The organism is Microbacterium sp. MYb62 (genome assembly GCF_002979475.1).
In the GTDB taxonomy this organism is placed as follows: Bacteria; Actinomycetota; Actinomycetes; order Actinomycetales; family Microbacteriaceae; genus Microbacterium.
Window position 1 is genome coordinate 40,639 of the sequence record NZ_PCOY01000001.1, and the last position, 12,369, is coordinate 53,007.

A 12,369-nucleotide genomic window follows, 5' to 3' on the forward strand; every position below is an offset into this window, starting at 1 on the left:
CATCAGACCGCGCCGACGCCGAAGACGAGGCCGAGCACGTAGGTGATCGCCGCGGCGCCGAAACCGATCGCGAGCTGGCGGAGGGCGCGTCGCAGCGGCGGACCGCCCGAGAGCACCCCGACCATCGCGCCGGTGCTGAGCAATGCGATGCCCACCAGCACGAGGGCGACGATGATCGCGGCGGCGCCCTGCAGACCGAAGATCCAGGGCAGGACGGGGATGATCGCTCCCGAGGCGAAGAGCAGGAAGCTCGAGATCGCTGCGGTCCAGTCGCTGCCGACGATCTCATGGTCGTCGCCGCGTTGCACGTTCACCGGTCCCGTCGCTGCGCGACGCACTCCCGCCTGCGCCGCCGTGACGATGCGGCGCGCCCGCGCCAACGACTCTTCCTGCTCCATGCCACGTGCGCGATAGACCAGAGCGAGCTCGTTCTCATCGATGTCCAGGTCGCCCGCAGCGGCGGCCGCGTCCTCGTTCGCCTCGGTCGCCGCCAGGAGCTCGCGCTGGGAGCGGACCGAGACGAACTCTCCTGCCCCCATCGACAACGCACCGGCCAGAAGCCCCGCGATACCGCTGAAGAGCACGAATCCGGAACTCACTCCCGTCGCGCCGATGCCGAGCACGAGGGCGAGGTTGCTCACCAGGCCGTCGTTCGCACCGAAGACCGCGGCGCGGAACGAGCCGGAGAGGCGCCGACGTCCCCGCGCGGCGAGTCCGCGAACCACCTCGTAGTGGACCTTCTCATCGGCCCGCATCGCGGGCGTGGCGTACTGCTCCGAGTCATAGGGGGATCGCGCCTCGGCGCTCTGCGCCAGCGCGAGGACGAAGATGGAGCCGAAGCGACCCGCCATCCACCCGAGCATGCGGGATCGGATGCCCGCCCTCGGGAGCCGAACGGGCTCCGCACCGAGGAGGTCCAGCCAGTGCTGCTCGTGGCGGCGCTCGGCATCGGCCAGGCTCAGCAGGATCTGACGCTCCTCCCCCTCTCGCCGCGCGGCGAGCTTCTGGTAGACGGTGCCTTCGGCTCGTTCCTCGACGAGGTAGCGAGCCCAGCGCCGACGGTCGGCAGGGGTCGGTGCAGCGGCGGCAGCGGGGGCTGTCATGGATCCTCCAGGTGTCACGATGCCCGGGGCGCGGGCAACCGTTCCACGCTAGCCGCGTGGTCGTTCACGCACCCCGCTGAGACGCGGATTGACAGCATTTCGGGGATCCGAAGCTGCGCAACGACCGCGTCAGCGCCGGCGGGAAGCTCGCCTCAGGAGCGCACGCGTTTGCGCAGCACCTCGATGCGCGACTGCAGCTGGGTCACGGTCGCCTGAGCCACGGCAGGGCCGCCGCAGATACGTCGGAGCTCCGCGTGCACAGCGCCATGGGGCTCCCCCTTCTGGCGGGCGTACAGACCCACGAGGCTGTTCAGCAGCTGACGCTGCTCTTTCAGGGTGCGATGAAGCGGGGCGGGGAGCGTCGTCGTCTCGGTCGGTCCCGCAGCGGCCTCACGCGTCTCCCGCAGACGGGACTGACGGGTTTGCCGCTGCATGAGCAGCTCGTGCACGTGCTCGGGCTCGAGGAGGCCGGGGAACCCGATGAACTCCTCCTCCTCCGGCGTGCCCGGTTCGGCCAGCTGCCCGAACTCCTGCCCCTCGAACACGACCCGATCGAAGTGCGCGACCGAGGAGAGCGCCTGATAGCTGAACTCCTGGGTCAGTGCGTCCGAGGTCTCCTCCTCGCGGTTCGCGCTCTCGAGCAGCGAATCGTCGAGACCGTCTTCTTCCTTCGACTGCCGGTCGAGCGCATGGTCGCGCTGCTTGTCCATCTCGTTCGCGAGCCCCATGAGCACCGGAACCTGAGGGAGGAAGACGCTGGCAGCCTCACCACGACGTCGAGCACGCACGAAGCGGCCGATGGCCTGCGCGAAGAACAACGGCGTCGACGACGACGTCGCGTAGACGCCGACGGCCAGACGCGGGACATCGACGCCTTCGGACACCATCCGCACGGCCACCATCCAGCGGGCGTCGTTCGCACTGAACTTCTCGATCCGCTCCGAGGCGGTCGCGTCGTCGGAGAGCACGACGGTCGCCTGCTGACCGGTGATGCTGTGCAGGATCTTCGCGTAGGCACGGGCGACCGTCTGATCCGTCGCGAGCACCAGTCCCCCGGCATCGGGCACGTGATGGCGGATCTCGGTGAGGCGGCGATCGGCTGCCGACAGCACCGCCGGCATCCAATCTCCCTCGGGATCGAGAGCGGTCCGCCACGCCTGTGACGTCACGTCCTTCGTGTTGTCCTGACCCAAGTGCGTCTCGAGCTCATCGCCGGTGGTCGTGCGCCAGCGCATCTTGCCCGCGTACATGTGGAAGAGCACGGGCCGAACCACGCCGTCGGCCAGCGCCCGGCCGTAGCCGTAGTTGTAGTCGGTGCGCGAGATCCGTGCGCCCGACTCGTCCGGGTGGTATTCGACGAACGGGATCGGCGCCGTATCGCTGCGGAATGGCGTGCCGGAGAGGAGCAGGCGACGTTTCGCGGGGCCGTAGGCGTCGCGGATGGCATCGCCCCAGCTCAGCGCGTCACCGCCGTGGTGAACCTCGTCGAGGATGACGAGCGTCTTCGCGTCTTCGGTGAGATGCCGGTGCACCGACGACTTCGCCGCGACCTGCGCATACGTGACCACGGCACCGTGATAGTGCCGCGCGGGTGCCCAATCGCTGTTCCGGAACCGCGGGTCGAGGCGGATGTGCACCCGTGCCGCGGCATCGGCCCACTGGGTCTTGAGATGCTCGGTCGGAGCGACCACGATGATCCGGTTGACCTCGCCCATGCGCATGAGCTCGACGGCGAGGGTGAGGGCGAAGGTGGTCTTTCCTGCACCCGGCGTCGCGGCCACGAGGAAGTCGCGCTGATCCGCCTCGAAGTACTGTTCGAGCGCCTCCTGCTGCCAGGCGCGCAGCTTGTTCGCGGTTCCCCATGGGGCACGCTGAGGAAAGGACGGAGAGAGCATCGACTCCACGATAATCGCTGCCGACGACACTGGATCACTCGCCACGATTCCCGCGCGCGCCCCTCCCCCGGACCTGCGGCTGCGGGTAGGCTCTGACACTGCGCTGCGGCCACCGCCGCCTCGCAGACCGTTCGCGAAGGAGAGCTGGATGACCGACCAGGATTCGACTCGGACCCCCTATGTCCCCAACGAGACCGCGCATCCCTGGCGCCGTTTCGTCGCGATCGGCGACTCCTTCACCGAGGGCATCGGCGATCCGGACCCCGCTCACCCCGGCAGCCACCGCGGCTGGGCCGACCGCGTCGCCGAGGTGCTCGCCGCTCAGGTGCCCGACTTCGCCTACGCGAACCTCGCCGTCCGCGGAAAACTGATCGCCCAGATCGTCGCCGACCAGATCGAGCCGGCGGTCGCGCTGCGCCCCGACCTGGTGTCCATCTGCGCCGGCGGCAACGACGTGATCCGCCCTGGCACCGACCCCGACGCGATCGCCAACCAGCTCGAGGATGCGGTCGCCCGGTTGTCATCGACAGGAGCGGCCGTGCTCCTGTTCACCGGCATCGACACCGGTTTCACCCCGGTCTTCCGGGCCTTCCGGGGCAAAGTCGCCATCTACAACGAGAACGTCCGCGCCATCGCCGAGCGCCACGACTGCATCGTGGCCGATCAGTGGGCGCTCAAGGTCGTGCAGGACATGCGGTTCTTCGACGACGACCGTCTGCACTACAACGCCCTCGGTCATCACGAGGTCGCCCGTATGGCGCTGCGGGCGCTGAACGTCCCCAATGACCTCGAGGCCATGCAGCCCGAGCCCTTCCCGCTGCGCACCTGGCGCGCAGCGCGCTCGGAAGACCTCGGCTGGGCACGGGAGCACCTGGTCCCCTGGGTCCTGCGTCGACTGCGCCACCAGTCATCGGGTGACAACCTCGCCGCCAAGCGGCCCGACCCGTCGCCGGTGATCCTGCCCGAGCGCGACTGACCCGCTCAGCGCTGCATCGACCAGAGGGCGACTGCGGCTGCGGAGGCCACGTTGAGCGAGTCGACCCCTCCGGACATCGGGATCGTGACGACGGTGTCCGCACTGTCGATCGCGGTCCGTGACAGCCCATCCCCTTCCGACCCCATGACGAGGGCGACGCGCTCGGGGCGCACGGCCGCGTACGCATCGAGCGTCACGGCGTCGTCGCGCAATGCCAGCGCGGCGATGTCGAAACCTGCCGCATGAAGGTCGGCAGCCGCGGATCCCCAATCGGCCATGCGCGTCCACGGGACCTGGAACACGGTTCCCATGCTCACGCGCACGCTGCGGCGGTACAGCGGGTCAGCTCCCCCGGGCGATACCAGCACGGCATCCGCGCCGAGGCCCGCCGCCGCACGGAAAGCGGCACCGACGTTCGTGTGATCACCGATGTTCTCGAGGATCAGCACGAGGGTGGCGCCCGCGATCACCTGACGGACGCTCGGCAGCTCGGGCCGGTGCATCGACGCGATCGTGCCCCGGTGCACGGCGAAGCCGGTGACGGCCTCGGCCACCTCGTCGGGGACGACGTACACCGGCACCTCGAGATCGCCGACGATCGCCCGGATGTCGTCCACTCGACGCTCCTGCACCAGCACGGAGCGCGGACGATGACCGGCCACGACCGCACGGGCGATGACCTTCGTCGACTCCGCGATGTACAGTCCCCCGGCCGGATCCTGCACGGCCCTGAGGGCCGTATCGGTGAGAGCGCGGTAGTCGTCGAGGCGTCGATCGTCGGCGTCGGTCACAGTCAGTAGTTCCACGTGCTCCACTCTGCCATCGCTCGGGCCCCTCACTTCCCCGCGCGTCGCGGGACCGCGCGTCGACCCCTCGCACGCAGCGCCCGGCGGCGTCTCCACGCCGTAGACTCGCTCGAGGAGGTCCTGTGAGCGTGTCGAACACCGCCGAGCTGTCGGCCACCATCGCCCACGCCGCCGAGCTGCTGCGCGGGAAACGGGTCGCTCTTCTGACCGGGGCCGGAATCTCCACCGATTCCGGTATCCCCGCGTATCGCGGCGAGGGTGCCAGGACACGCAGCGATCCGATGACGATCCAGACGTACCTGGGAGACGAGGCCGCGCGTCGCCGTTACTGGGTCGGCGGACACCTCGGCTGGAAGGCGTTCGCCCGTGCCGAACCCAATGCCGGGCACCTCGCCCTCGCCCAGCTCGAAGCCGCCGGCAGCGTCTCGGGAGTCATCACCCAGAACGTCGACGGGCTGCACCTGCGGGCCGGGAGCTCGCATGTGATCGAGGTGCACGGCACGATGCGCCGGGTTCTGTGTCTGCAGTGCGGTCAGGTCTTCGACCGCCGCGACGTCGCCGTGCAGATCGAGGAGCTCAACCCCTGGATCACGGTGCCGGAGAACGTCGCCCTCGCACCGGACGGCGACGTCCTCCCCGAGACCACGGAGGGCTTCGTCATCCCGGTCTGCACGGTGTGCGGCGGCATGCTCAAGCCGGACGTGGTGTTCTTCGGCGAGTATGTGCCGCAGGGCCGATTCCGTGCGGCGGAGTCGCTGCTGCGCTCCAGTTCCGCCCTCATCGTCGCCGGCTCCTCGCTGGTGGTCAACTCCGGTGTGCGCCTCGTCGAGCGCGCGCGTCGCCGCAGCATCCCTCTGATCATCGTCAACCGCGAGCCGACGCGCGCGGATGCCTGGGCCGATGTCACCATCGCCGCAGGCACCAGCGACGTGCTCCCCGCACTCCAGGAACTCCTCTCGTGACCCACCTCACTCTCGTCCGCCATGGTCAGACCGACTGGAACCTCGCCAGGCGCATCCAGGGCTCGACCGACATCCCGCTGAACGAGACCGGGCGCGACGACGCCCGATGGGCCGCGGAGAAGCTCGCCGCGAGCACGCATCACGCCGTGTACACGAGTCCGCTGCTGCGGGCCAAGGAGACCGCGGAGATCATCGCCGACCGGCTCGGGCTGGAGATCGCCGGCGTCGTGCCCGACATCCGCGAGCGCGAGTTCGGCGACGGGGAGGGCATGCTCGTCCCCGACTACATCGAGACGTACGGGGACTGGCACGCGGAGGTCCCCGGCGCCGAGTCGCTGCACGAGGTCGGAGAACGCGCCATCGCGGCGCTGCACGCGATCGCGCGCGAAGCACGTCGACGGTCCACTCCCCGCGCGGAATCCGTCATCGTCGTCGCCCACGGCGGAGTGATCCGCGCCGTGATCGATCACGTCTCCGGCGGCACGCTCCCCCGCGAGGGCGAAGTCCTCCAGAACGGCTCGGTGCACCGCTTCGTGGCGGCTCCCGGTTACCTGCGTCTGCTGGAGGAGTCGCCGGTCCTCTGATCAGACGGCGCGGGAGACCACCGAGCGCGCGTGGCGGAGCACCGGCTCGTCGATCATGCGTGCCTCGAACCGGAAGACGCCTCGCTCCGCGTCGGCGGCAGCGAGCACGGCACGCGCCCACCGCACGGTCTCCTCGTCCGGTCGGTAGGCCGCCCGGATCGCAGCCACCTGGTTCGGGTGGATGCAGGCCGACGCGCGGAAGCCCGACGCGGCGGCATCGCTCGCCTCGTTCTCGAGCCCCTCGGCATCATCGAGATCGATGTGCACGGCATCGATCGCGGCCTTTCCCTGTGCCCCCGACGCGAGGAGCACGCGCGCGCGGGCGTAGCGAGCGATGTCGCGATATCCCCCGTCCGCGTTCCGCGACGAGGTGCCTCCGAGAGAGGCCACGAGATCCTCGGCGCCCCACATCATCGCCGTGACCAGCGGGTGCGCAGCGATGCCGTCGGCCGCGTGGATGCCGCGGGCGGTCTCGCACAGGGCGATGAGCGAATAACGGTCGTCGAAAGCCGACAGGCTGTCCGCGTCCTCCGTCTTCGCCACCATCACGGTGCGGAAGTCCGTCCGCGCCAGTGCCTCGAGGTCGGCGGCGAAGGCGTCGCTGTCCGGCGCGTTCACCCGCACGATCACACGCTCGGGGTCGAGATCCGCGGCCATCACATTCCTGCGGGCGACCGTCTTGGCGTCCGGCAGCACGGCATCCTCGAGATCGAGGATGATCGCATCCGCGCGCTCCGACGCCTTCTGGAAGCGCTCAGGGCGATCGGCAGGGCAGAACAGCAGTGCCGGGCCGAGGTCGAAGGTCATGGCTGGGCTCCTTCCGGAAGGCAGTGCACGAGGACGGAGCGCACGGCGGTGGCAACGACGGTCCCGTCCTGGTTCCGTCCGGTGTGCGCGATCTTCACGATGCCCTGTCCTGGCCGGGACGACGACAGCCGCTTCTCGACGACGACGCTCTCGGTGTAGAGCGTGTCTCCGGCGAACAGCGGACGCGGGAAGGCGACGTCACCGAAGCCGAGCTGAGCGACCAGAGTCCCCTGCGTCAACTGCGCGACCGACGAACCGACCATGGTCGACAACGTCCACATCGAATTCATCAGCCGCGCGCGGAACGGTTCCTGCGTGTCGGCGAAGGCCGCATCGAGGTGCAGCGCCTGCGTGTTCATGGTGAGGGTGGTGAAGAGCACGTTGTCGGCCTCGGTCGCCGTCCGTCCCGGACGATGCAGGTAGCGGGCATCCGCCACGAACTCCTCGTAGTACAACCCCCTCTGGAGGATGTCCTGCGTGGTCATTCCGACCCCCTTCGTCGCGCGATACGGTGCACGGGCCACGCTACCCGGCGAGTCCGAGTCCCCGCGCGATGACGAGGAGCTGCACCTCGGTGGTGCCCTCGCCGATCTCGAGGATCTTGGAATCACGGTAGTGGCGTCCCACGGGGAACTCGTTCATGAATCCGTTCCCACCGAAGATCTGGGTCGCGTCCCTGGCGTTGTCCATCGCCGCTTCGCCTCCGACGAGCTTCGCGATGGCGGCCGCCTCGGCGAACGGCTTGCCCGCATCGCGCAGGCGGGCGGCGTGGTGCCAGGCGAGCCGCGCGGTGTGGACCCGAGCCCGCATGCGCGCCAGCGTGAACTGGGCGTTCTGGCGCGTGCTGAGCGCGGCTCCGAAGATCGTGCGGCTCTTCGCGTACTCGACCGCGGCTTCCAAGCACCCTTCCGCGGCGCCGGTGGAGAGCGCCGCGATCGCGATGCGGCCTTCGTCGAGGATGCTGAGGAAGTTCCGGAATCCGGTCCCCCGCGTTCCCAGCAGGTTCGACGCGGGGACGCGCGCACCGTCGAACGTCAGCGGATGCGTGTCCGAGGCGTTCCAACCGACCTTGTCGTATGGGGCCTCGACCGTGAAGCCCGGAGTGCCGTTGGGCACGATGATCGTGGAGATCTCCTTGCGCCCGTCCTCGTTCCCCGTCACGGCGGTGACCGTGACGAAGCGGGTTATCGGGGTTCCCGAGTTGGTGATGAACTGCTTGGAGCCGTCGATCACCCATTCGTCGCCGTCGAGCCGCGCCGTGGTCCGGGTCGCACCGGCGTCGCTGCCCGCTTCGGGCTCGGTGAGCCCGAAACCCGCCAGTGCCCGACCCGCGAGCAGATCCGGAAGCATCTCCTGCCGCTGCTCTTCGGTGCCGAAGCGGAAGATCGGCATGGCGCCGAGGCTGACCCCCGCTTCGAGGGTGATCGCGATGGACTGGTCGACCCGTCCGAGCGCCTCGATCGCGATGCCGAGCGCCATGTAATCGCCGCCTTGGCCGCCGTACTCCTCCGGGAACGGCAGACCGAACAGACCGAGATCTCCCATCTGCGACACGACGTCCATCGACAGCGTGTGCGTGCGGTCGGCCTCGTAGGCCTGCGGCGCGACGACGGTCTCGGCGAACTCGCGCACCATGGCGGCGAGCTCGCGCTCCTCCTCGGACAGATCTTCCATGTTCAACTCTCCTCCGTCGTCACGCGGGCGACCGGCTGGTCACGCCGCACCTGGTCGCCCACCGCGACCAGCAGATGCACCACACCGTCGCGGGGGGCGAGCACCGGGTGCTCCATCTTCATGGCTTCGATCGAGACGAGCGGATCTCCCGCCGACACCGACTCGCCCTCCCTGACGTGCACGGCGACGACGCTGCCCGGCATGGGGGCGCGACCCTCCGGCTCCTTCGCCGCAGATCCCGACTCGCGAGCGGCCAGGCGGCGGAGCATCCGCCGGCGCCGGTCGATCGGGCGCAGACGCACGGTGCGGCCGTCCTCGGCGACCCACACCGCCCCGTCGCCGTCCACGGCGGCGCGGACAGCGCCTCGAGACCGCCTGGCCGCGTCCTCGTCGAGCTCGACCTCTTCGTCATCGTCCGTGAGCGCCGTGAACGGCGCACGGGCCACGTCTTCGGCTCCCAGACGCCAGCCGGGCAGATCGCGCCACAGCGTGCTGGATCGCAACGGCTCGGTGGACCCCGAGGCGACGTCCCTCGCCGCCGCGAGCTGTGCCGGCGACGGCTGCTCGGCTTCGAGGGGAAGCAGGGTGTCGATGAGCCCCGTGTCGAGGTCGCCGGACAGGACGCGCGCGTCCTGGCAGAGGGTCCGGAGGAACGCGATGTTGGTCTCGACGCCCAGGACGACGGTGCGTCCGAGCGCCTCATCCAGCCGTTTGAGCGCTGTGCTGCGGTCCTCTGCGAACGCGATCACCTTCGCGATCATCGGGTCGTAGAAGCCGGTCACCTCGCTCCCGGTCTCGATCGCCGCGTCCACGCGGACGCCCGCGGGCGGATCGAACAGCAGCACCGTTCCGGTGGAAGGGAGGAATCCGCGCTCCGGGGATTCCGCGTACACCCGCGCCTCGACCGCATGGCCTCGAAGGCGCAGGGTGACATCCAACGGAAGCCCATCGGCCACACGGAGTTGGAGCGCGACGAGGTCGAGCCCCGTGACCTCCTCTGTGACGGGATGCTCCACCTGCAGGCGGGTGTTCATCTCGATGAAGAAGACCTCGTCCGGCGCGTCGGCATCGATGAGGAACTCCACCGTGCCGGCGCCCACGTACTCGACGCTCTCCGCGGCGAGCACGGCTGCCGAGAGGAGCCGCTCCCGTGTGTGCGCGGGGATCCCCGCGGAGGGGGCCTCCTCGATCACCTTCTGATGGCGCCGCTGCAGGGTGCACTCGCGCTCGCCGAGGGCGATGACCGTGCCCTGCGCATCTCCGAAGACCTGCACCTCGATGTGTCGCGGGCGTCTGATCAGACGTTCGAGGATGAGCGAGTCGTCTCCGAAGGCGGCGGCGGCCACCCGGCGTGCTGATGCCAGTGCTGCACGCAGGCCGGCCGCGTCAGCGACGACCTCCATACCCTTTCCGCCACCCCCGGCGCTGGGTTTGACGAGCAGCGGATATCCGACGCTGTCCGCCTCTTCGCCGATCTCGACATCGGAGAGGCCCTTCGCATCGAACCCGGGAACGACGGGAACCCCGTATCGCAGCACGTGATCGCGCGCCCGCGCCTTGTCGCCCATGATCTGGAGCGCGTCGACGGAGGGCCCGATGAAGGTGATACCGCTCTCGGCACAGGCCTCGGCGAGCCCGACGCTCTCGGAGAGGAATCCGTAGCCAGGGTGGATGGCCTGCGCACCGGTGCTGCGGGCGGCGGCGATCACGGCATCGATGTCGAGATACGACTCCGCAGCGGGTGACGGACCGATCCGAACGGCGGTGTCCGCCTCGCGAACGTGGGGTGCGGACGCATCGGCATCGCTGTAGACCGCGACACTGCGGATGCCGAGCGCGCGAAGGGTGCGGATGACGCGGCGCGCGATCTCGCCCCGATTGGCGACGAGGACGGTGTGGAAGGAGACGGCGTTCGAGGAAGACATGGCATTCACATCCGGAAGACGCCGAAGCGCGGTTCGGGCAGCGGGCTGCGGGCGACCACGTCGAGCGCGAGGCCCAGGAGGTCGCGGGTCTGCACAGGGTCGACGATGCCGTCGTCCCACAGGCGTGCCGTGGCGTAGTAGGGCTCGCCCTGGTGCTCGTACTGCTCACGGATGGGAGCCTCGAAGGCGTCGCGGTCCTCGCCACTCCAGGAGTCGCCGCGCGCGGCGAGCTGATCCTCTTTGACGGTGGCGAGCACGGACGCGGCCTGCGCGCCCCCCATCACGGAGATGCGGCTCGCCGGCCAGGTCCACAGGAAGCGCGGCGAGTACGCGCGCCCGCACATGGAGTAGTTGCCGGCGCCGAACGAGCCGCCGATGATCACGGTGAGCTTCGGCACCCTGGTGCTGGCTACGGCCGTGACCATCTTCGCGCCGTCCTTGGCGATGCCCCCGGCCTCGGCCTCGGAGCCGACCATGAAACCCGTGATGTTCTGCAGGAACAGCAGCGGGATACCGCGTTGATCGCACAGCTCGATGAAGTGCGCCCCCTTGAGCGCGGACTCACCGAAGAGCACGCCGTTGTTGGCGACGATGCCGACCGGATGACCGTGGAGGCGGGCGAAGCCGGTGACGAGCGTCGTACCGTACTCGGGTTTGAACTCGAGGAATGTGTCGCCATCCACGAGTCGCGAGATGACCTCGTGCACGTCGTACGCGGCGTTCACGTCGACGGGGACCGCGTCGTACAGACTCGACAGCTCGGAGGGCGGGCGACTGCTCCGCACTTCCCAGGCAGTGTCCGCCGGAGGGGGAAGCGTGGCGACGATGTCGCGCAGGATCTCGAGCGCATGCTCATCGTCTTCCGCGAGATGGTCGACGACACCGCTGCGGCGGGCGTGCATCTCTCCCCCACCCAGCTCCTCCGCGGTCACGATCTCGCCGATCGCCGCCTTCACGAGGGGCGGGCCGCCGAGGAAGATCGTGCCCTGGCCGCGGACGATGACGGTCTCGTCGCTCATCGCGGGAACGTAAGCGCCACCGGCAGTGCACGATCCGAGCACCGCGGCCAGCTGAGGGATCCGCTCGGCCGACATCCGCGCCTGATTGAAGAAGATGCGTCCGAAGTGCTCGCGGTCGGGGAACACCTCGTCCTGCTTAGGCAGGAAGGCGCCTCCCGAGTCGACGAGGTAGAGGCAGGGCAGGCGGTTCTCGAGAGCGATCTCCTGTGCCCGCAGGTGCTTCTTGACCGTGAGCGGGTAGTACGTGCCACCCTTCACGGTCGCGTCGTTGCACACCACCATCACGTGACGGCCGTGGACGAGACCGATACCGGCGATGACCCCGGCTCCCGGTGCTTCTCCGCCGTACAGACCATCGGCCGCGAGCGGTGCGACCTCGAGGAACGGGCTGCCTTCGTCGAGCAGCCGTGCGACACGATCCCGAGGAAGCAGCTTTCCCCGACCGACATGGCGTTCTCGGGAGGCCTCCGGTCCGCCGCGCGCTGCGGAGGCCAGGCGCTCACGCAACTCGTCCGCGAGCGACTCCTGGGTTGCGGGCATCGTGATGTCCTCCTCGACCCACGTCCGCGCCGGAGAGCATCTGGCGCGGTGCATGCATTTTCGGTTAGTGTTCACTAA

11 protein-coding genes are annotated in these 12,369 nt (G+C 69.3%); 3 read left to right on the plus strand and 8 right to left on the minus strand.

What is annotated here, in order from left to right; translation table 11 throughout:
* Positions 1 to 2 precede the first annotated feature (2 nt).
* Both CQ042_RS00195 and CQ042_RS00200 read right to left on the minus strand, forming a co-directional pair.
* Positions 3 to 1,103, minus strand: a complete 1,101-nt coding sequence (locus CQ042_RS00195) for a VIT1/CCC1 family protein (protein ID WP_105668234.1) — start codon at positions 1,101 to 1,103, stop codon at positions 3 to 5.
* Positions 1,104 to 1,255: 152 nt separating this feature from the next.
* Positions 1,256 to 2,998 (minus strand): DEAD/DEAH box helicase, encoded by a 1,743-nt coding sequence (locus tag CQ042_RS00200; protein WP_105668235.1) that lies wholly within the window; start codon positions 2,996 to 2,998, stop codon positions 1,256 to 1,258.
* A gap of 148 nt (positions 2,999 to 3,146) precedes the next feature.
* On the opposite strand from CQ042_RS00200, the gene CQ042_RS00205 reads away from it, so the two are divergent.
* A complete protein-coding gene (locus CQ042_RS00205; RefSeq protein WP_105668236.1) occupies positions 3,147 to 3,974 on the plus strand; it encodes an SGNH/GDSL hydrolase family protein in 828 nt (275 codons plus the stop codon).
* 5 nt (positions 3,975 to 3,979) lie between these two features.
* Here the strand turns inward: CQ042_RS00205 and CQ042_RS00210 are convergent, their stop codons facing one another.
* Positions 3,980 to 4,780, minus strand: a complete 801-nt coding sequence (locus CQ042_RS00210) for an RNA methyltransferase (protein WP_105668618.1) — start codon at positions 4,778 to 4,780, stop codon at positions 3,980 to 3,982.
* Between the two features lie 122 nt (positions 4,781 to 4,902).
* On the opposite strand from CQ042_RS00210, the gene CQ042_RS00215 reads away from it, so the two are divergent.
* Together CQ042_RS00215 and CQ042_RS00220 are read left to right on the plus strand one after the other, a co-directional pair.
* Positions 4,903 to 5,742, plus strand: coding sequence for a Sir2 family NAD-dependent protein deacetylase (locus CQ042_RS00215; protein WP_105668237.1), 840 nt, complete (start codon positions 4,903 to 4,905; stop codon positions 5,740 to 5,742).
* Positions 5,739 to 6,326, plus strand: coding sequence for a histidine phosphatase family protein (locus tag CQ042_RS00220; RefSeq protein WP_105668238.1), 588 nt, complete (start codon positions 5,739 to 5,741; stop codon positions 6,324 to 6,326). The genes CQ042_RS00215 and CQ042_RS00220 overlap by 4 nt, the downstream gene beginning before the upstream one ends.
* On the opposite strand, the gene CQ042_RS00225 is transcribed toward CQ042_RS00220, so the two are convergent.
* The 5 genes from CQ042_RS00225 to CQ042_RS00245 are packed head-to-tail and all read right to left on the minus strand — an operon-like array spanning position 6,327 to position 12,291.
* Positions 6,327 to 7,133 (minus strand): CoA ester lyase, encoded by an 807-nt coding sequence (locus CQ042_RS00225; RefSeq protein ID WP_105668239.1) that lies wholly within the window; start codon positions 7,131 to 7,133, stop codon positions 6,327 to 6,329.
* Positions 7,130 to 7,618 (minus strand): MaoC family dehydratase, encoded by a 489-nt coding sequence (locus CQ042_RS00230; protein ID WP_105668240.1) that lies wholly within the window; start codon positions 7,616 to 7,618, stop codon positions 7,130 to 7,132. The genes CQ042_RS00225 and CQ042_RS00230 overlap by 4 nt, the downstream gene beginning before the upstream one ends.
* A 40-nt stretch (positions 7,619 to 7,658) precedes the next feature.
* Positions 7,659 to 8,807, minus strand: coding sequence for an acyl-CoA dehydrogenase family protein (locus CQ042_RS00235; protein ID WP_105668241.1), 1,149 nt, complete (start codon positions 8,805 to 8,807; stop codon positions 7,659 to 7,661).
* A 2-nt stretch (positions 8,808 to 8,809) separates the two neighbouring features.
* Positions 8,810 to 10,732: a biotin carboxylase N-terminal domain-containing protein gene (locus tag CQ042_RS00240; protein ID WP_105668242.1), complete on the minus strand. Its 1,923-nt coding sequence runs from the start codon at positions 10,730 to 10,732 to the stop codon at positions 8,810 to 8,812.
* Between the two features lie 5 nt (positions 10,733 to 10,737).
* Entirely contained in the window at positions 10,738 to 12,291 is a 1,554-nt protein-coding gene (locus CQ042_RS00245; protein WP_258131870.1) for a carboxyl transferase domain-containing protein, read from the minus strand.
* Positions 12,292 to 12,369: the final 78 nt, after the last annotated feature.

What these genes read in the sequence shown, in the direction of transcription:
- CQ042_RS00195 (WP_105668234.1), bottom strand. Translation starts at nt 1,103, where the DNA reads ATGACAGCCCCCGCTGCCGCCGCTGCACCGACCCCTGCCGACCGTCGG.
- CQ042_RS00200 (WP_105668235.1), bottom strand. Translation starts at nt 2,998, where the DNA reads ATGCTCTCTCCGTCCTTTCCTCAGCGTGCCCCATGGGGAACCGCGAAC.
- CQ042_RS00205 (WP_105668236.1), top strand. Translation starts at nt 3,147, where the DNA reads ATGACCGACCAGGATTCGACTCGGACCCCCTATGTCCCCAACGAGACC.
- CQ042_RS00225 (WP_105668239.1), bottom strand. Translation starts at nt 7,133, where the DNA reads ATGACCTTCGACCTCGGCCCGGCACTGCTGTTCTGCCCTGCCGATCGC.
- CQ042_RS00230 (WP_105668240.1), bottom strand. Translation starts at nt 7,618, where the DNA reads ATGACCACGCAGGACATCCTCCAGAGGGGGTTGTACTACGAGGAGTTC.
- CQ042_RS00235 (WP_105668241.1), bottom strand. Translation starts at nt 8,807, where the DNA reads ATGGAAGATCTGTCCGAGGAGGAGCGCGAGCTCGCCGCCATGGTGCGC.
- CQ042_RS00240 (WP_105668242.1), bottom strand. Translation starts at nt 10,732, where the DNA reads ATGTCTTCCTCGAACGCCGTCTCCTTCCACACCGTCCTCGTCGCCAAT.
- CQ042_RS00245 (WP_258131870.1), bottom strand. Translation starts at nt 12,291, where the DNA reads ATGCCCGCAACCCAGGAGTCGCTCGCGGACGAGTTGCGTGAGCGCCTG.